Origin of the sequence: Dapis hubbardiae BLCC-M172, from assembly GCF_050016015.1 — a bacterium.
GTDB lineage: Bacteria > Cyanobacteriota > Cyanobacteriia > Cyanobacteriales > Microcoleaceae > Trichodesmium.
This window is the reverse complement of the sequence record NZ_JBNHEQ010000083.1, coordinates 1-20,986: the sequence shown is the minus strand read 5'-3', so window position 1 is coordinate 20,986 and position 20,986 is coordinate 1. Positions and strand designations below refer to the sequence as shown.

Below are 20,986 nucleotides of genomic sequence, written 5' to 3'. Positions count from 1 at the left end.
CCAATGAGGTCAGCTCCACTAAGGTTAGCTCCACTAAGGTTAGCTCCAATGAGGTTAACTCCAATGAGGTCAGCTCCACTAAGGTTAGCTCCACTAAGGTTAGCTCCAATGAGGTCAGCTCCACTGAGGTCAGCTTTCGCAAGATTTAGAATTTTAAACTCTTTTCTATTACTTCTAATCTTCTGAACTAAAATTTCTTTTTGCTCGACACCAGTCAGAGCAGATTTTAATTTAGCAATATCAGTATAAGAAACATTTCCAGCAATAGTAAGTGCTAACTTCTGCTTATTATCTTCAACAAAACTCACATCCTCTATTGGAATATCAAAAATATCTGTCAGTTCCCCTGACTTAAAAGAATTTTCTAACTTTTCCAAATCTTCTTGAGTACCATTAAAGAAAAGTTTCATACTTCCTTCATCAATATCATAAATTGTCAATGAAGCTGCATTTAAAATTCCTCTTAAATGCTTTTCAATGGCTTTCAAAGTGGTTTTATCTTTTCTTTTAGCCGTCCCAGAAATAATATAGCTAATTTCATATTCTTCATCTTCCTCTTGACAACCATCTAAAGTTTTTTCAATAGGAGATTTATTTTTGACTAAATTAACCGTCACATCAACTTTCACATCAGATTTATCAACATTATTATTGTTACCTTGTATATTCTCATTGCCTTGTATTTCATTACCATTATAATTACCTTGTGTATTATTCTTGCCCTGTATTTCATTGCCTGAAATGATTGACTTATTCATAATAAATTGACCATATTGATTTGACCGACTAGGTAATTGACTCATAAAAAATATCAAGGTAACATCATCCAAATTTTTCCAGTAGCATATCCTAAATATCCAGCAACTTTTTTAACAGTGGGAAAAAGTTCTCCAACTAACTCTTTTACTTCCTCAGTCGTCTTACCTGCTTCATTCAAAGTTTCATTCACTCGTTTAAGACTCTTAGCAATAGACTCTTTATCTGGATCGGACTCTTTTGCTTCTACTTTAGCTGCTTTTAAGCGCGTAATAGAATTTTCTCTGTCAGCTTCAGGTAATGCAGTAAAATTCAGAATTTTTTCTTCCAACTCTGCCAACATCTTAACTACTTCAGTAGCTGTTATTTGTTCTCCAGCTAAAACATTATTATTACCTTGAACATTATAATCACCCTCAATACTATTTTTATTGTCGCTACCTTGAATATTAAGGTTGCCTACAATATAATTGTCTTTAGTAATAGTAGTTTGATTATCTTCATTATTAGTCATAGAATTTACCTCTAAAATTTTTTGTTGTGATTAACGAGGACTTACACAAAATATAAAAATATACACCACCTGTAGGGGTAGATGGCAGTTAACCCCTATCAGATATGCTTGCTCTGCGTAAGTCCTGTTAGTAATATCAGAATAAAAAGATAGCCATCAGGAATGATTTATGAGAAATAAAGAGCAATACTTTTAACTTTTGACTTACCACTATATATAATTGAGAAAAAGCATTTCAAAAAAAGGATGGTAAAACCATGACCGATTTGCAAGAAACCTTAAAATATGTGAGATTTTTAGTATATTCTCAAGGCAATAAAACAGCAGTGCAATTGAGCATTACTGCTTGGGGAAACTATTATCAATTGGAACGAAAATACGGAATATAAAACTATTGTATCTGAAGCGATGAAAGAATTAAAAAATGCTGGTGGCAACCCCCAAAAAGCAAAATGGTTAGATTGGGATGCGGTTAAAAATGAATGGAATTAAAGAAACCCGGTTTCTTCAAGAAACCGGGTTTCTGGGTTCGTTACAATAAACCTAAACCCCCATCAAACGAATAACCAGGAAACACCCGTGCTATTTGCGATCGCTCCATACCAAGATGCTGTTGTAAAACACTAGAAATCACATTCCGAAAATCTGTTGTCACTGCCAAATCACGTCCTTGGAACAACTCTGATTCATCTAAACCAGGCCATTGTCCGTAAACCTGACCCCCACGCACGCCACCCCCTAATACCCACATCACATTACCATGACCATGATCGGTACCACCATTACCATTTTCTTTAACTGTGCGACCAAATTCTGACATTACTAAAATCGTGGTATCTGAGTAAAGCGAACCCAATTCTTGAACTAAAGTAACTAAACCTTCTCCCAAAGGTTTTAATCTTCTTGCTAACAGACCTTGACTGTTGCCTTGGTTAACGTGGGTATCCCAATTACCGACAGCAAGAAACCCTAACTGAGTTCTGGAGTCACCAACCATTATTTGAGCTAAATTTTTGGCATCCCCAGCAAAACCTGTTGGTGGTGGCGCTCCTCCAGAAGCTTCTTCCATTTCTTTCTCCAGGTCAGCTAATAATAAGTCTCTTGCTTGACGACCCTCTTGGTAAACTCTACTCAGTTCATCATTACCGCTATAAAGCTGATCGAATGCTCCATAGATTTTGGGGCGATCTATTGGTAGAGCGCGGGTTGACTTTCTACCTTTGGCAAGACTCGCGACTGGCATTTCACCCATGAGAATGCGCGGTGGTGTATCTCCTAAGTTAACTGCTTGAGTAGGTCTATCTTTGGGGAGATTTGCTAACAAGCGGTTCATCCATCCATCAGGAATTTTTTTATTACCTGGAATGCCTGTTTCCATATAATATTGAGCATCAAAATGGGAGCGAGTATCGTTGTTTAAACCGCAGGCATGAATAAAAGCTAAACTGCGATTTTGCCAGAGAGGCATGATACTTGCCAGAGCGGGATGTAAACCAAATTGACCATCTAAATTTATAGCTCCGTTTTGTTCTCCTGGGGCGGGAATTGCTATTTTTGGTCGTACATCATAATAAACGTCTTCTTGGTGGGGAATAACAACATTTAATCCATCGACTCCGCCTCGGAGAAAAACAACTATTAATCTTTTACGATTATTGGTTTGAGCTAATCCTTTTGCTACCCAACCATGACTACCAACAGAGATAATTCCTGAAGCTGATAATAAACTTGTTAATTGTAAAAAATTACGTCTTTTCATGTTGTCTCCTAAATCAGTTATCAGTTAGCCTCCTATGGTCGGAACTGCGTTAACAGTTAGCCTCTTGCAGAGGAACTGCGTTAACAGTTATTAGTACCTCCCATGAGTTACAGTTTAAATTGGGTTTGTTGCATGAAGGTAGCGATAGAACATCCATTCCGCAGCTATATCGCTCTCTTTCGCAATTATTGATCTTCTATTCATCTATTGTACAATAGTTAGGGCTGGCAAATTAAAGCTCAAAGCCTTTACAGGCAATAGTTTCAGTCTTTTTTCACATCAATGTGGATGTTCTATTCATCTATTGGACAATAGTTACAGCAGTTTCCGCACATCATTATTGTACATATGCACAAGCAAGTGTGGCAGCTATATACTTTCATACAACAAAGCCGTTTAAAATGAAAATTATAGGTTTAAAAAACTCTTTCATTATCAATTATCCATTATCAATTATCAATTATCCATTATCCATTATCAATTATCCATTAATTTATCTTTCCATCATTTCTGGACTACCTAAAATTAAAGCTGCTTGTAAATTATCTGGACTATTACTAATTACAGCTTGAGTTTGGGCAGAAAAATTATTTCCTAAAGTTACCTTAAGTTGCTGATGATTTATAGGTATTGGTTTTCCTTGGTTTAACTGACCACGAGATATAATTGTCGCAAAGCTAGTTCGACGCATCATGGCATCAGAATTTAACCAAGCTTCTTTAGTATTTTTATAACCATCAGGAGTAGCACAGTGATAAAGAGGCATCCCTAATTGGGATAACATTCCATTAATTCTACCAAATTTAGGTTTGTCAGTAGCCGTTGCTCTAGCTGCAGAAGTAATATATTGATAAGGGGTTTTAAATTTGCTCCAATAATATTTTTCATTCCAAAATTCAGGACTTTTAAATAAAGTTTCTAACACATAACGAATGTTGCCATTAGTTTCTTGAAAACTTTTAGCTAGTTTATTGACTAAGCTGCCAGGAGGTGTATCGGCAACGAAATATTGAGCTAATTTATAACTAATAAAACGGGCGGTAGAGGGATGATTTGCAAGAATATCTAAGGCTTTTTCTCCTTCTTCTATTCCACCACCTTTAATGGGTATTCCTAAGAAGATTTTGTCACTATTATCATGACGGTTTGCATCAAACTTAAATCCACTTCCGTCTCCACTGCGACGTTGTATTCCCCAACCTGTAAAAATCCTTGCTAAAGTAATTATATCTTCTTGTTTATAACCACCATTTACTCCCATAGTATGAAGTTCCATAAGTTCGCGGGCATAGTTTTCATTTAAGCCTTTCAAAGGACCACGAACACCTGGACTGCCAGGAGCAGTATTGAGCCAATTATCTAAATAGAATAACATAGCTGGATGATGGGCTGTCGCACTTAATAAATCCCGAAAATTACCAAGTGCATAAGGTCGAATTGCATCTCGTTCATAAGTTCCTATCCAAAGCCTAATTGGTCGCCCTTTAGTAACAGAAATATTAAAGTGATTGAACCAAAAGTTAATCATTACTTCTTGCAGTTGTCTATTACTAGATATTGCTCTAAGTAAGTTGGATTTTATAGCTTGGTTAAAAATTATTCTCATTCGCTTATTTCTGGCTTGTTTCTGTTTTTGAGTTAGTTGTTTTTGTTTCCTGGGAGGTAGGGGGCCGTACTCATTAAAAAGTTCAACAGGGTTTAGATTTAAGGTCTTTAATTTTGATAGTTCATTGGTTAATTGTTGAGGTTCTCTAATAGTTTCTGGTCTCAGTTGAGATTGAATATAATTATTAATTCCGATAGATTTAACTCGTTCTATATCTCCTGGTCTAGGACCAAAACTAAGACGATTTAAAACATGGATTGTTTTAGTAGTAATAGATTGACTATCAGCATAGCTAGGGCTTGGTAAACCTAATAAAATAATTAAGCCTAATAGCAAAGATATAATCCAGTACCTAGAGGCTTTTTTCATTAATTATTTCTCCTGAAATACTTTAATGTTTTTAAAGGGAATAGGGAATAGGGAATAGGGAATAGGGAACAGGCAACAGGGAATCAATAGGATTTGTAATTAAGGCATGGTTATGAACTTAATACTCTTTACAAAAAAATTATAACTCTAATATTTTAATTTGACCACAACAAGATTTGTCTACAAAAATCAGGAATTATTCTATCTTCCTTAAGTTATATAAAATCCGGATAATTACTATATCTAAGTCCGCAGCGACTTACACTCCATGGAAGGAAGCAATCTCTGCGCATCTCTGAGATTGCTTCCTATCGTCGCAATGACAATTGTTCAACCGGATTTTATATTAGGATTTAATTCCAAAAATCTGATTAATTAACAATTAACAATTAATATCATGTCGGGTTGAATAGTTATAATTAGAAGCTCGTAGTAAAGCTCTAGCCCTAACTATAGAAGTTGCTCAAGCCCAACTACAAACAAAAACTTTAAGGAACTTTCCAAATATTAATCTTCCGGTCCCAACCACCACTAACTATTGTTTGCCCATTAGGACTAATTGCTACTACACTAATATAACTATTATGTCCGCTTAAACTGCCTTTTAATTTACCTGTACTTAGTTCCCAAAATTTTATTGTTTTATCCCAACTACCACTAATTAAAGTTTTGCCATTAGGACTAATAACTATTGACCAAACTCCATCTATATGTTCTTTTAAACTATGGATTAATTTACCTGTCTGTAAGTTCCAAATATTAATCATCCCATCACTACTACTACTAGCTAATATCTGACTATCAGGACTGAAAACTACAGATAAAATTGATAAGGAATTAGTATTGATAGTACGAACCAGTTGACCTGTTTGTAAGTTCCACAATTTAATCATATTATCCTTACTACCACTAGCTAAAAATTTCCCATCTGGACTAATGGCGATCGCATTGACTATTTCAGAATGTCCTTCTAAGGTTTGGAGCAACTCCCCACTACCTAAATTCCAAATTTTGATGGTTCCATCCCAACTGCCACTTGCTAAAATTTGACCGTTGGGAGCGATCGCTACTCCATCTACCACATCAGTATGTCCTGTAAGAGTTCGCACCAGGGTAATATCAGTGATATTTTTATTTTTGGGCAGTTTCCATATTTTGATAGTTTTATCATCACTTCCAGTAATGACGAATTGTTCATCAGAAGTCACGGCGACTGAGTTAACTGACTCTGGATGCGCTTTCCAAGTAGCTATAATTTCCCCATTATTAATATCCCACACTGAAATCATACCGTTACTGCTACCCATAACTATGTAATTATTTAGAGCAACTATAGAATTAACTATGCCACTAATTTCATCTGTAATTGCTTTTGCCAGAGTAAAGTTGACAGCAGTTTCCGTGGTATTTTCTTGTGTGGGTATGGGTGTAGGAACAGAATTTGTTGTTTCTGTTGGAGTTGGTGAGGTTTGAATAGTTTGAGGTTGTTGAGAAACTGTTGGCAATGAAACCTGCTGTCGCCAGTTCCAAAAAGTATTAATTTCAATACCTCCTGAGACAATAACATCAGAGTTTTCTTGCAATTTAACAATACCGTTAATAGCTACTAAGCGACCTTCTTCATTTAGTACCGGTCCGCCGCTCATACCCGCTCTGACTAAATTATTGTAGAGTAAACTATACCCAGCGACAGGTTGTTGACGACCTGTTACTACTCCTGCGGTACTCAGAAAAATTCGTTGCTGCAGGTTGCTGCCAGAACGAGGCCATCCTCCGACAAATACGTTTGTTCCCGGAACTAACTGAGTTGGGTCTCCTGTTTCGGCAATGGGGTAGTTTTGAGAACTGCTAAATGGTACGATCGCTAAGTCTACATTTGGCACTTGTTTAATCAGGGTATAGTACACTGGGTGCATTTCCCCATCAGGTGTGCGTACTTGATAGTCTCCTACCTTATTGACAACGTGCCAGTTGGTGAGTATATAATATGTGTTGCCTTGTTTTTCCACAATTACTCCTGAACCACCTCTGTTTTGTCCATCGATTCTAACTGTAATTTCTGCAGCTATTTTGTTAATTTCTGATTCTGTTGCGCTCAGAGCAATTTTTGGTGTTATTAGTGAAATAGTTGTGACAATACTAACAATTATATTTCTTATATTATGTGTATTTATACTTAAAAGGTTACTAATAATAATTATGACAATGATTCTCTTAAAATTCATTTTTTTCTATTGTTTTAGTAATAATTTTTCAATTTAGATGTTTAATGGCAGATTTGCTGAGTATAAATAACAGAAAAAACTCTATACATAATCAGTATAGATGTTCATTTTATTAAGCTGATAAAAATATTCCTATAAGTCCCATATTTATAGTGATTTGTACTAGAAAAGTAATCATGATAAATCAAAAAAATCTAATAGTTTTGCCACCTTTACGATTTGCAAAAAAAATGCTATGCCTTGTGCCAAAAACCATCATTATTTTACATAACTCCGCATAGTTAACTCCCCAAAAATACTGGTATAAGGATGTTTGCAAGACTTCATTCTATAGTGTTTATCAAAGATAGATTATAATAGCAAGGATAAACTCAGCTAATTTTATTAAGTTGCTTTTATATGGTAGAGCCAACACAGCAAAAACATCAAATTATGCCAGAAGCTAGCAAGGAATTACATTTGCTAATTGTGGAAGATGTGATGGAAGATGTAGAGCTCATCCTACGCATCTTAAAATATGATGGTATAAAGTTTACTTATGATATTGCGGAGAGTGATCTAGATTACCGACAATTGCTCAAAGATAATGTATATGATGCAATATTATCAGATTATCATTTAGTTGATTTTGACCTCTTTGAGGTACTGAGATTACTAAAAAAATCAGGACAAGAAATTCCTTTAATTTTAATTACAAGCGAGTTAGAAGAAAAGGAAGCTTTGTCAATTTTAAGGGCTGGAGTTAATAATTATCTTTTCAAAGATAGATTATTTACTTTACCAATTATTTTAGAGCGGGCGATCGCTGAATATAGATTAAAAAAAGAACAACAACTAGCTATTAAAAAATTAGAACAGCAAGCTCAACAAGAAGCAATTATTAATCGCATTGTCCAGGGAATGCGAAATACTTTGTTACTTGATGAAGTCCTGCAAAAAACTATTGAGCAGTTACATGAGGTGTTGCAAGTTAGCCGTTGTTTAATTGTGAGACCAGACTGCCAGAATAACATTAAACTTTGCCATTTCAGTAAAATAACAGTTGAATGTGAAAATCAAGAATGTTTCTGTTATCAAGTTCATCAGTATTATTCTGAGTCACTAGCTAGAGGAGAACAGGTAAAAATTAGTAAACTAGATACAACCATACTGCCAGAAGTAAAAAATATTATTGACCAGTGTGAAGTAACATCGGTTTTAATTACACCATTGCTGTATCAGGATACTTATCTAGGTGGGATTATTCTACATCAATGCGATCGAGAAAGACTATGGAGTGAGGATGAACTTTCTTTATTGAAATCAATTGCCGATCATTGTGCTATTGCTATCCACCAAGCAGAATTATACCAACAAGCACAAACAGAAATAGCAGAACGCAAGCGAGTAGAACAGGAGTTACGCAAAAGTCAGGAACGTTATGCACTTGCTATTGAAGCAGGTCATGTAGGAATCTGGGAATGGGATTTAGACACTAATGAAATTTATCTAGACTCTATGTTGAAGATAATGCTCGGTTTTGAAGATTGGGAAATTACAAACAACATAGATGATTGGAATCAGCTAGTCCATCCAGAAGACCGAGAACAGATGATGATAGCAAAAAATACTTACTTGGCAGGATTAACACCAAAATATGAAATGGAACATAGGATACAACATAAAGATGGCAGTTACCGATGGTTTTTCTGTCGTGGAGTTGCCATTCGAGATAGTCAGGGGAAAGCATTTAGGATCATGGGAACAAATACGGATATTACAAAATATAAGCAAGCAGAAGCAACTGCTATTGCTAGTCAACAACAACTTATAGCTATGATTGCGATTATGCGTAATATTACTGAGCGCAAACAAGCAGAACAAGCGCTACTAGAGAATGAACGGAGATTTCGCGCTCTGATTGAAAATAGCAGCGATTTGATATTGATTATTGATGCTCATGGAATTTCTAGTTATGTCAGTCCATTAGCAAGGAGGATTTTGGGATATATACCAGAAAAGGCTGTAGGTCAGAACATCTTCGATTTCATTCACGTCGATGATTTGTTCGCAATGACTCATAATCTCAACAAAGCAATGGAAAACCCTGGTATCAGTCAACCACCTATTGAGTACCGAGTTAAACATCGTCAGGGTTATTGGTGTTTCCTTGAAGGTGTGATAACTAACCTTTTACACGATCCAGCGGTGGGAGGTATCATTATCAACAGTCACGATATTACTCAACGTAAACAAACTGAAGAACAATTAAAACATGATGCACTCCACGATGTACTGACTAATCTCCCTAACCGTACTCTGTTTATGGATCGTTTAGAGCAAACAATTAAATATGTTGAACGTCGAAAAAACTTTTTGTTTGCAGTGCTATTTATAGATATTGACCGATTTAAAGCTGTTAATGATAGTCTTGGTCATCGGGTTGGAGACGAACTGATAATTACGATTGCCAAACAACTAAAATCATTATTGCGTAATGGAGATACAGTTGCTCGTCTTGGTGCAGATGAATTTGTAATTTTGCTAGAAGATATTTCAGCGGTTAGCGATGCTACCTATATTGCTAATCGTATTCACCAACAACTAACTTTACCAATTATTTTAGATGGTAATGAGGTATTTATTACTGCTAGTATTGGTATTGCCCTGAATTCCACAAGTGTTAGATCCAGTTCCACGAGTATTAGAGCTGCAGAACATATTTTGCGAGATGCAGAAATAGCTATGCACTCTGCCAAAAATTTAGGTAGAGGATCTCATCAAATTTTTTGCACTTCTATGCACACTCAAATTCTCAAACGTTTAAAGTTGGAGAATAATTTACAACGCGCTCTCAAAAATATTAAGAATCAATCACTCGCTGATAAATTTGAGTTTATGCTTAACTATCAACCAATTGTTTCTCTCACAACAAATAAAATTATTGGTTTTGAAGCACTGGTACGTTGGCAGCATCCAGAACTTGGTTTAATTTCTCCGGCTGAATTTATTCCTCTTGCAGAGGAAACAGGGTTAATTATACCTCTTGGTTTATGGGTGTTAAGAAAAGCTTGCTTCCAGTTACGTCAATGGCAAAATCAATGGCCGAATAATTCTCCTTTGAAAATGAGTGTTAATCTTTCTGTGAAGCAGTTTGCTCAAGCAGATTTAATTGAGCAAATAGACAAAATTATTTTAGAAACTCACCTTGATAGTAGTAATTTAAAACTGGAAATTACTGAAAGTGCTTTGATTGAAAATAATGAGTCTGTTACAGAAAAAATGTCTCAGTTAAGGGCGCGTAATATTGAGTTATGTATTGATGATTTTGGCACAGGATATTCTTCTTTAAGTTATCTACACCGTTTTCCCATGAATACTTTAAAAATTGACCGTTCTTTTGTGAATAGAATAGGTCTTGTTAATATGGTAAGTGAAGGGTCAATTGAGCCAACAGAAATTATCCGTTCAATTATTACTTTGTCTCACAATTTAGGTATCGATGTTGTTGCTGAGGGGGTAGAAACTTCAGAGCAAGTGCTTCAACTTCAAGCTTTAAGGTGTGAATATGGTCAGGGTTATTTATTTTCTAAACCCCTAGATATGGTAGCAGCAACAGATTTAGTTGCTAGGATAAATAATAATTCTAATTAGAAATAGGGTAAGCATTCAGCTATTAGCTATCAGCTATCAGCTATTAATATAAAATTTGCCTTTGTAGAATAAAATCAATATTAACAAAAACTCCTGCTTTAGTGAGGTTTGGAGACCAAACCCCTACAATATTGAATTTTACCAATACTACTGGATTTAATATTATTTATTAAATTTATCCTCTAAAGCTAATAGCTGAAAACTGACGGCTGTTTGCGCAGCATTCCGCAGGAAATGCTTACGAAATAGGGAGTAGGGAGTAGGGAGTCAAATTCTTTTGATAAATAATGTCTTTTTTTGATAAAATTAAAACTATTGAATAAGATAATGTTTATAAATTAAGTATCAAGAAACCTGTTGAGCAACTAATATATATAGTGAAAAATAATAGTATATTCCCCCTATTCCCTATTTCATACTCCCTATTGCCTGTCTTAAAATTCATTTTTTTGAGTGGAATAGTATTTATTTATGGTTGTAATATATCTCCTGAAAGTAAAGCAGAAAAAACACCAGAAATTTTGCCTGTAGAGTCAATCCAATTACCTCTACCAACTCCTTATTTTACGGAGGCAAAATTAATTGCGGTTGGAGATATTATGATGCACGGTATGCAAATTAAATCTGGTTATAATTCTAAAAATAAGAGTTATTCTTATAAGAGTTTTTTTACAGAAGTAAAGGATATTTTGTCTGCTGGTGATTGGGTAATTGGTAATCTAGAAACAACTTTAGCAGGATCTAAATCTGGATATACAGGATATCCTTTATTTAATGCTCCAGCAACATTAGCTGATGCTATTAAATGGGCAGGTTTTAATATTTTAACTACTGCGAATAATCATTCTTTAGATAGACGAGAAAAAGGTGTCTTGAAAACTTTAGAAAATCTGCGCGAACGCGATATTTATCCAGTGGGGACGGCAGCTTCTTTAGCGGAATCTCAAGACATTTTAATGGTAGAAAAAAATGAAATTTTGATGGCTTTTTTGGCTTACACTTACGGCACTAATGGTATTCCTATTCCTAAAGGGAAAGATTATCTAGTAAATTTAATTGATGAACAAAAAATTATTCAAGATATTAGTAAAGCAAGACAACAAGGGGCAGATATTGTTACAGTTTCTCTACATTTTGGTGCAGAATATCAACGTCTACCTAATACTCAACAAAAACAGTTAGTGAAAAATTTGGTTAATGGGGGAGCGGATATTATTTTGGGTAGTCATCCTCATGTAGTTCAACCTTATAAAATATTTAGAATTGCTGAAGAAAATGGGGGAATTCGTCAGGCTGTTGCGATTTATTCTATGGGGAATTTTATTTCTAATCAAACTAGAAAATATACTGATTTAGGAGTGATTTTCCAAGTTAATATTCAGAAAAGTTTTCCAGAAGAAACGATTAATATTTCTGCTGTAGAAGCTTTACCGACATGGGTACATCGTTATCGGAAAAATGGGAAATTAAACTTTCGGGTTTTGTCTTTAGAGGAGGTTGTTACTAATAAAAATGACCGTTTACTTAAATCTAAGGATTATTTGTTATTGGAGAAATATTTAACTCAAATGAATAGTCATATAGCAGGGAAAAGAGAATAGGGAATTGATGTATAAGAATTGATTTTACTTTTGATATCAAATCCGGTAGTATCGGTATAAAAAAGCAGAGAAACCGGGTTGATTAAATATCCCACTACACTAACATCTACCTCCCATAAACCCGGTTTCTTATAACACTCGGAAGTAAGCGGATTTGATATGATTTGTCGAGATGTCTAATATTTCGGTGCGTTACACTTTGTTGCGGAATGCTGAACATTCATGTCGCGTAGCGCTAACGGAGTTGTGCGAAACAAAACGCATCCTAGTAGACTGACACAACTATAGCAATGTGCGCTGGCATATTTACACATTATTTTTTAGTACACCTTTTCTAGAAGACACTTTGAGCTGGGCTTTGTAAATACCTGAGCGCTCATTGCTATAATTGGTGTTGTGCATCAGGGCGGGTTTATATAGAAGCCCTAAGAGTATCTCCAGAAAATAGGTTATATCAAATCCGGTAGCATCGGTGTAATTAGATAGTTAATCTAGGAGTCAGGAGGTAGGGACGTTTAGCGTTCCGCACAACTTCGTTAACGCTGCGCGACATGAAACGCATTAATGCTCAAGCAACGTCCGTACGGAGTCAGGAGGGAAGAGAATTTAGAAAAATTTGCTCGCTTGATAAAGATGAAATTTTTTTTATACCGAATTAAACGGATTTGATATTAGAGGGAGAATTAATTGATAAAAAATTGGTAATAATTGATTTGATGATTGGATGAGTGGCAGATATCTAATACCATTTCTCAAAAAGAATGCTATATATGATTGGGTGCAGAAGTGTGGGAGGTTGGGGGAGTCGTTAAAAGTAAGAAAAACCTATACTAACCAACTAATAATTGTCAAAAAAAGACTTTGAATCTTGGTAACTATTTCACTTCTGAAGTCAAGCTGAAGTATAGCATTAATGCATGGTAATTGATATAATACACCCCATCTCTCCCCTACTCCCCTACTCCCCTACTCCCCTACTCCCCTATTCTCAATCTATAATTTTAAATAGATACCTTCAGGGGTTCTATAAATCTTAGAGTAAGCATTAAATTTCTAGTTAAAACCCGCCCCTACTATTGCACCATTTTAGCTGTGTCAATCCACTACTGGCTATGCGATCGCTTCCTAGAATGAAATGCAAAAATCTCATCCTAATATTTCATCCACTTGAATATTAATACTTGGAAACCTTTGAAGAGATAAATTTTGACCCCGCTGTAATTTTTGCACTTGTTCATAACCACTCGCAATAGGTTGTCTATATACTTCCACACATTGGTTGTTAATATCTACCAACCAAACTTCAATAATATTATCTTCGCCATAGAGAGGAATTTTGACTTCCCGATCTAATTTAACAGTAGTATCTGCCACTTCCACTATGAGGAATATGTCTGTAGGTTGAGGATGTCCAGATTCGTAAAAATCTGCTTTCGGTGCCAACAAAGCTATATCCGGTTGTGGTTCGGAATAATCATCTAATTCAACTGGGTTTTGAACACTTACTAAAACGCGATCGCCTAACCTTTGAGAAAATAGTTGATTTAAACGATTTACGCAAGCGGAATGGTGGCGGCCTACAGGGGACATTTGGAAAATTTCTCCTCGAATTAACTCTAAGCGCTCGTTTTCTTTGAGGATACCAACTTGAGGCATTTCGTTGTATTCTTTGACATTAAATTGTCGTTTCACCAATTCGAGTGACATGATAGATAATTGATAATTGATAATTAATCCCTAGAGTAGGATGCGTTAATGAAATTTAACGCACTGCTTCTTCCAAATATTTTGGTGCGTTACGCTGCGCTTTTTCGTATAGGGAATGCTCCGCAAACATGTCGCGCAGCGTTAACGTTTGCGTAGCATTCCGATAGGAAAGTTGTGCGGAACGCTAAACACACCCTAATGGACTAAAACAGCTAATTTAGTACAAAATTGTAGGGTGCGTTAGACGGCCTAAATTCAGACGATGAAAGAGATTCAGCAATCCGTCGTAACGCACCATTTTTAGATGTGCCACTCCACTACTTGACTAACTTGGTAATTAGCTTTTGAAACAGCATACAACCCAAGTATTTCCGTGACCCCACTCACTAGGAAGTGTATTCGGATATGTATACGGTTTGCCCCACGGCCACGCATATTTAACAGGTTCATTACAACTCATATCATTAGGTATGTCTCTGCCGTGAATATTGTTATTTGATACTAAAACAACGGGCACCTCAGAACAATCTTTCTGTTCTTTATTATTGGCAGCACAAATCTCTTTTCCAGTCTTACCAAGATAGGAAGGTGGTACATGAGCAGCTAATGCTCCAGGTACAGATGAGCAATATTTATCAGCATCAGACTTTGTAACAATTGTTCTAACATTTTCAATAGCTTTCAGAGAATTTTTCTCTTTAGCTTCCTTTATTGCTTCCAGAGCTTCTTCCTGTGCTTTCTGTATTTGCTCAGGCTTAAGGCTTTTAATTTGTGCATTTAGTTGACCAAAAAAGAAAGCCAAAGTTACAATTCCAGTTAATAGTGTGACTAACCCCCCTAATTCAATTTTTCTCATAAAATCCACTATTTGTACCTCCAGCTAAATTTAATCCATAGCTTTTGTCTTTTAATTCTCTATTATATTATGTCCGAATAATTAACAATCAAAAAAGTTTTTGTTTGTAGTAAAGCTCTAGCCTTATCTACAGTTCTGTCTAGAGCTTTACTACAAGCTTTAATTATAACTATTCAACCGGACATAATATTAATTGTAACTTTTTTCAGCTTATAAATCAATTGTTGTTTTTGTTATAATTTCGGTGGGTTATAGTGTTGGGTTTATCCTACGGATAAGCTGCGCTTTTTCGTATAGGGAATGCTCCGCTTTCCATGTCGCGTAGCGTTTAATGTCGGCTCTTAGCCGAAAACGTTCCTCAACCCAACCTACTCTATCTATAAATCATCCTTTTTACTTTCATTTTCAGCTTTTAACTCAATTACTGTTGTAGGTATAACTTTAGGAATAGTTATGTCAGAGGATTTTAAAGTAGGTTGATTTGATGGTTTAACATAATTATTTTTAACTTGTTCAAGCCAATCAATAATTAAAATTTCTATTTCATCAAAAGTTTGTTTTTCCTGCAATTCTGATACTAATTTACTACTAAAATGTTGTATTAACTCTTGTCTAAGTTTGATACTTACCGCATCTGGTGGTGTTTGATAAGCTTTTTGCGGAGAAGTAGAAATTGTCCTTGATATTTGTACGACTAAATTATTAGCAATTTGATCTGGTAAGCGACGTAAAAAAGGTATTTTTTGTAAACGCCTATATATAGATAATTGCTGCATAGATTTTTCAACTTGATAATGCAAAAAATCTTCAATATCTGCATGAATCTCTGGGAGAACTTTACAAGCAGTTACTTCTAGTACACGGTTAATAATTTCCTGAATTTTTCCAGAATCATTTGTCTCTACATCAACTTTCTCTGACTTACTTTTTGATTCAAAAATAGCTTTTTTTAGAGAACCTTTGCTAATCTTATTCTGAAGCAGATCGATACCTCCACCAAGTACAACTTCAATTATCTCCTTACCAAAAATACCAATTAATTTGAACCGCATAGAAGTATTTAACTGAGTCATATTTGGTAATTGAACTTTATGTAAACGAATAAAAACAGTAATTATCCGCAGTTCTGGTATCCAAAGTTGTAGTAAAAAAATATCATACCAACGCTGTTTAATGGCATCCAAAAAACTTATATTAGGACGACGACTAATTACTATAATCCGTACAATAAACTCCATCCAAAATATAGCCATCCAAGGCAAATCTACCAGCCAAAATCTATCGACAAATTTTCCATTTGTATCTAAATTACGGAAGTAAAATGACTGCATTAAAAACCGAATATTTCCATCAAAAAAATCTAACTCTTTTTCCCATGTAAATGTTTCGAGATGTTGACGACTCCAAAATATATTAAATGCTCGTTTTGATGATTTATCTGCCCACAAAATATCTGGTGCTAAATATTGGAGTAGGTTTAATGATTCTAAAAATTGAAGGGTGGGAGTTAAAGTGACATTACTATCTGGAATCTGGCTATAAATATGTTCCTTCATCCCATATTTAATTTGAGTTAAAACTATAGTTTGATTAACTACCTGAAAATAATAATCTCTATCAATTAATTCCGTACTACTATCGCGCAAATTTTTCAGTAAAGGTTCTATTTCTGCTGCTTCTATACCTTTTTTTTCGAGGAGTATTCTCAGTTTATTAACTGTGATTAGATAATCTTGTGAATCTCGGAATGGCTCTATTCCTTTAATTAAATCATACCATATTTGAGGTTCATATAATAACAGTAAAGGGCGAATTTGTTTATTGAAAAAGTCTAACTGACTTTGCCAACCTTGTGCTTCTAAATAATCTTTTTGCCAGAATACTTGTACTGCTTGTGAAAAATTTTCTTTGCCGAGATGAGTAGTAAATCTTTGCTGAATTTTCTCTAAAGCACCATAGTCATCTATGACTCGAAATGGAGGGCGATTAATAAAAAGTTGTACACTACTAAGGCGTAAATCTTCTAATAAATTTTCTATATTTGATGACTTTAAACCCTTTTTCTCTAATTCTTCTTGTAGCTCATCTACTTTTTGCAGATATTTTTCTTGGGGAGTCTCAGAAAGTTTTTGTAAGTATAAATCTGCCTTCAGATACCAATCACGAAATTGTATATAGGTAACATCGAATATTACTACAATTACGTTGGCAAGAATTAGTAATGCCATAATTCGTTCACATAAGAATAATAAACGTGAACGGTGAGATTTAGGAGATTTTTGGGATAACATAGTTATGTAGTTTTGACTGCAAAATTTCCCACTGCTGAACCCCTAATTGAGATGATCAAATATTCAGAAGGCAGATAGGGGAGATATATAGCAATCCTATTTTATTTGTGTATAAAAATCTTACCGAAATAATTAATAATTAAGGAATTAAATAATTAGATAATTTACGCCTTTAAGCCTCCCCTTTCAAGGGAAAAAAAATAAATCTTTTCCCCCTTTGTGTCAATCCTCTCCCTTTTAGGGAGAGGTAATTATCAATTATCAATTATCCATTATCCATTAATGAACGCTTTTAGGGAACAAGAAACAGGTGGGAGTTTCATGTTTTTTATTTACTTTTTGATTACCCGCAACCTATTTAGGATTACTATACCTGATTCAATTATTGAATTTTGCACTTGGTTTAAAGGTTGTTTTAGGATTTATAACTGAGGCATAAATAAATATTAGAAAGTACAGCAAAACCGACAAACTAATAATTAAATCTTAGACTAAATTATCTAAGTAAAAAAAATCTGTTCTACTCAACTTAACTCAACGGATATTATAGAGGTATTAATATTATAGGATTTATCTATGCAAAATATGGTTTCTATAGCAATCCTAATTTTATTCCTTTCAAAAATCTTACTGCTTTTTAGGCAACAAACAGGTGGAAGTTTCATTTTTTTTATTTACTTTTTGATTTGTTACGACCTATTTAGGATTGCTATATGATAAATCCTTGGTTTGAAGAATAAATATCTAGGAAAAAACCAGATTTATATTTGTGGGTTCCCTTTGTTTAATAATTAATAATTACCTCTTCTTAATAAAGAGGAGGATTTGGTCAAAGGATTTTTTTCTTCTCTTGGTCGATTGGATATGGCGTTTCGCTGCGCGACATGAAAAGCGTTCGCGGCTCTGTTAAGAGCAGGAAACCCGCTCTTGCAGAGCCGCTCCGCTAACGCCATCCCACCCTACGGGAAGCTCCGCTTTTCATGTCGGCTCTTAGCCGAAACGACCGCTTTTTTCTCCATGAATGGAGAGGCTTTATACCTTAATTTTTTGGCAATTTCTGTATTTAGGAAAAAGTACAAAAAATAATTTTTAGGGTGACTTTTACTTGATTCAGCTTATATAGATATCTGGCAAATGTACTGCGAAGTTTAAATTAGAAACATAAAATCGGTAGTGGTAAACAAGTAATGATTTTTCTAGTCTACCTTCTGACAATTAAAGGGATGTAGCAACTAATATCCTTACCCAATTATTAATAATTAATAATTAATAATTCTGGTTTAAAGCCTCCCCTTGGATAGGGGAAAAAAAGAAATGATATTTCCTGATATTCAATCCTCTCGGTTTTAACCAGAAGTAATTATCAATTAATGAAATATTTAGGACTACCCATAAAATCTAAGTATAGCAAAGTTTCTGCTAGTGAGTATTATCTAATCTGCTTTTGATTTCCTCTTTTTGTCAGCAATCTGTAGGAAAGAACTATAGATTCCAAAAAGTGCCTAGAACTAGGTTTATAAATTGGCGATAAAAAAAGAATTAAGAGGTTTTATCCCATACCTAGTTCTAGCACCTAGTTAGAAATTAACTAGACCATTTGTAATGACTTAGCAGTAAATTCTAATCCCATCCAACTACCTCCATTATTACTAGAATAATTTGCTTTTTCAACTATATCTAGAACTAAACCAGCTTCCATTAATGGGAATGGTTCAGTATTTCCAGTCTTAATACAATCTAGTAAATTATCAATCACTCCATTAAACCAATTTGCATGACCAGGATCGTCAAAATATGTAGGTACAAAAATATGTTGAACTGGTTGATCTTTAACACTCAAAAATATATCATTATTCTCGATGCTAATTTCTCCTTCTGTGCCCTGAATTCTGTAATAAGCTTTTGGTATTGAACCTAAAGAGCTTAAACTAATATTAATTAATTTGCCATCCCAATCTAAACAAAAAACAGCTAAATCTTCTAGTTGACTTTCTGCTTGATTGAGACTTCTAGTATGAGCAGATATGCGTTGGGGAGAACCACCAAATAGAGTTTGAGCAACAGAAATTGCATCTAAACCATGGTCAATCATAATACCTCCACCAGAGAGTTCTTTATTTTTTCGCCAGTCTGGTTGCCACTGAGGTACGCCACTTTGAAAACCTGCACCAAATATGTTAAAAGATGCAAATAAAGGTTGCCCTATTTCACCCGAATTAATTAAGTAAGCAGCATGAACTATTGCCGGAGCAAATTTATAATTATGACATGGATATAAAATACGTTTTTGTTGATTTGCTATTTCTACTAATTCATAATATTCAGCTTTATTTAAAACTAATGGTTTCTCACATAAGACGTGCTTATCTGCTGCTAATGCTCGTTTAACATTTTCCATATGAAAAGCATTAGGCAAGCAAATATCAATTATATCTATTTCATCAGAGTATTCCTCTAGTAAGTCATCGAATGTCTCATAAACTCGGATGTTTTGATATTGCCGTAGTGCTGCTGCACGTCTCGCTGTTACAGGATCTACTACTGCTGTGACATGAATATCAGAACGCTCTCTATAGGCTGGAATATGACCTTTTTCGGCACTGAATCCAAAACCAACAATGGCTACTTTCACAATCTAAAATCCTCTTACTATATAAGTTTTTAACATTTTTGTAACAAAAGTTATAACTTTTGTCAAGTCTTTTTTTTTAAGTCCACTCTTAAGTATTTTTATGATTTTATTTATACATAATTTTTGCCCAATTTAACTTAATAATTGAGTAATTATAGCTTAAGTAAGTAAAATATTCCTTTAAAAATAAATCAAGCCAGATTAAAATTATAATTTACAGCAATCACGGCCAGTCACTATATTTGTTGGGCAAGAGCTAAGAGTATAAATTTGATAAGCTAACAAAAATATTTTCAGGTCATCCTGAACCGAAGTTAAGGTAGATAATAAATTGCAGAGGGAATATAAGTAAGCCAAGTAATTAATTAATCTGAAATGAACAATATACAAAAACTATTTAGAATCAGAATTGCCAGGAATTCCCAAATATACTTGCAAAATTTTTTTCTTAAATTCCATTACTGGCACTCAAGAAGTATATATAAGTTTATAAAATATCAGTAGTGTTATATATAGATTATAGTCCATGAAAATTTTATCATTAACTTCTATTGTTACTGCCACGGTAATTGGATTTTTAAATCTCTCTATCGGTAATCTTTCTGCTAAGGCTCAGACTCCTAATTTTTTCTGTGGTAGAATTGGCGCAACTCCAGCTACAATTGCTAATAAACAAGGCAAGAATATTCCAATTATTCTCTGGGGTGCTAATAATTATTTTGCTCAATCAGGAGAAGATGCTCTTACTAGATGTACCAGAGTATCTGGTATTTTATCTACTCAAAAACGAAGTGGATATAGGAATATTACAGTAGGTGTATCTAAAAACGGACAACCAATGATTTGTGCTGCTATAGGTGGTTCTTGTCGATTATTATATCAAGTTCCTCGTGGTCAAAACCCTCAACAAGCTCAACAAGAATTATTGAGAAGAGTTGTTAATCCTCAACCAAATTTACCACCTATTAATATTAATTGAAGGAAGAAGGAAGAAGGAAGAAAGAAGAGGAAAAAAAACTGTAGGGCTTTGGTCTCCA

General features: G+C 34.6%; 13 protein-coding genes. 4 read left to right on the top strand and 9 right to left on the bottom strand.

All coding sequences use genetic code 11. The features are described 5' to 3' along the window. Both ACP6PK_RS08200 and ACP6PK_RS08195 read right to left on the bottom strand, forming a co-directional pair. A partial coding sequence (locus ACP6PK_RS08200) for a pentapeptide repeat-containing protein (protein WP_426559190.1) occupies positions 1 to 803 on the bottom strand: 803 nt, incomplete at its 3' end. Positions 804 to 811: 8 nt separating this feature from the next. After that, entirely contained in the window at positions 812 to 1,270 is a 459-nt protein-coding gene (locus ACP6PK_RS08195) for a hypothetical protein (RefSeq protein ID WP_426559189.1), read from the bottom strand. 257 nt (positions 1,271 to 1,527) lie between these two features. Between ACP6PK_RS08195 and ACP6PK_RS08190 the strand changes: the two genes are divergently transcribed. Continuing rightward, the gene (locus ACP6PK_RS08190) at positions 1,528 to 1,659 is read left to right on the top strand and encodes a hypothetical protein (protein WP_426559188.1); all 132 of its coding nucleotides are present in this window, start codon (positions 1,528 to 1,530) and stop codon (positions 1,657 to 1,659) included. Positions 1,660 to 1,802: 143 nt separating this feature from the next. Here ACP6PK_RS08190 and ACP6PK_RS08185 read toward each other — a convergent pair whose 3' ends face one another. The 3 genes from ACP6PK_RS08185 to ACP6PK_RS08175 all read right to left on the bottom strand — a co-directional run bounded on the left by ACP6PK_RS08185 (position 1,803) and on the right by ACP6PK_RS08175 (position 7,229). Next, the gene (locus ACP6PK_RS08185) at positions 1,803 to 3,029 is read right to left on the bottom strand and encodes a DUF1501 domain-containing protein (RefSeq protein WP_426559187.1); all 1,227 of its coding nucleotides are present in this window, start codon (positions 3,027 to 3,029) and stop codon (positions 1,803 to 1,805) included. 493 nt (positions 3,030 to 3,522) lie between these two features. Then, positions 3,523 to 5,004: a DUF1800 domain-containing protein gene (locus ACP6PK_RS08180; protein WP_426559186.1), complete on the bottom strand. Its 1,482-nt coding sequence runs from the start codon at positions 5,002 to 5,004 to the stop codon at positions 3,523 to 3,525. A 488-nt stretch (positions 5,005 to 5,492) separates the two neighbouring features. Then, complete coding sequence (locus tag ACP6PK_RS08175) at positions 5,493 to 7,229, bottom strand: trypsin-like peptidase domain-containing protein (RefSeq protein ID WP_426559185.1); 1,737 nt, start codon at positions 7,227 to 7,229, stop codon at positions 5,493 to 5,495. 399 nt (positions 7,230 to 7,628) lie between these two features. Here ACP6PK_RS08175 and ACP6PK_RS08170 point away from each other — a divergent pair, with 399 nt between their 5' ends. Both ACP6PK_RS08170 and ACP6PK_RS08165 read left to right on the top strand, forming a co-directional pair. Further along, the gene (locus ACP6PK_RS08170) at positions 7,629 to 10,862 is read left to right on the top strand and encodes an EAL domain-containing protein (RefSeq protein ID WP_426559184.1); all 3,234 of its coding nucleotides are present in this window, start codon (positions 7,629 to 7,631) and stop codon (positions 10,860 to 10,862) included. 449 nt (positions 10,863 to 11,311) lie between these two features. After that, positions 11,312 to 12,463 carry a CapA family protein gene (locus tag ACP6PK_RS08165; RefSeq protein ID WP_426559183.1) on the top strand — a complete coding sequence of 384 codons (1,152 nt, stop codon included), beginning with the start codon at positions 11,312 to 11,314 and terminating at the stop codon, positions 12,461 to 12,463. Positions 12,464 to 13,609: 1,146 nt separating this feature from the next. On the opposite strand, the gene ACP6PK_RS08160 is transcribed toward ACP6PK_RS08165, so the two are convergent. The 4 genes from ACP6PK_RS08160 to ACP6PK_RS08145 form a co-directional block, all read right to left on the bottom strand. Then, complete coding sequence (locus ACP6PK_RS08160; RefSeq protein WP_094675204.1) at positions 13,610 to 14,170, bottom strand: Uma2 family endonuclease; 561 nt, start codon at positions 14,168 to 14,170, stop codon at positions 13,610 to 13,612. Positions 14,171 to 14,507: 337 nt separating this feature from the next. Further along, positions 14,508 to 15,026 carry an ATP synthase subunit B family protein gene (locus ACP6PK_RS08155; protein WP_426559182.1) on the bottom strand — a complete coding sequence of 173 codons (519 nt, stop codon included), beginning with the start codon at positions 15,024 to 15,026 and terminating at the stop codon, positions 14,508 to 14,510. A 377-nt stretch (positions 15,027 to 15,403) separates the two neighbouring features. Continuing rightward, the gene (locus ACP6PK_RS08150; protein WP_426559181.1) at positions 15,404 to 17,317 is read right to left on the bottom strand and encodes a hypothetical protein; all 1,914 of its coding nucleotides are present in this window, start codon (positions 17,315 to 17,317) and stop codon (positions 15,404 to 15,406) included. A gap of 1,588 nt (positions 17,318 to 18,905) precedes the next feature. Next, entirely contained in the window at positions 18,906 to 19,949 is a 1,044-nt protein-coding gene (locus ACP6PK_RS08145) for a Gfo/Idh/MocA family protein (protein ID WP_143438146.1), read from the bottom strand. Between the two features lie 526 nt (positions 19,950 to 20,475). On the opposite strand from ACP6PK_RS08145, the gene ACP6PK_RS08140 reads away from it, so the two are divergent. Then, on the top strand, positions 20,476 to 20,928 hold the full coding sequence (locus ACP6PK_RS08140; protein ID WP_426559180.1) for a COP23 domain-containing protein: 453 nt from the start codon (positions 20,476 to 20,478) through the stop codon (positions 20,926 to 20,928). Positions 20,929 to 20,986 lie beyond the last annotated feature (58 nt).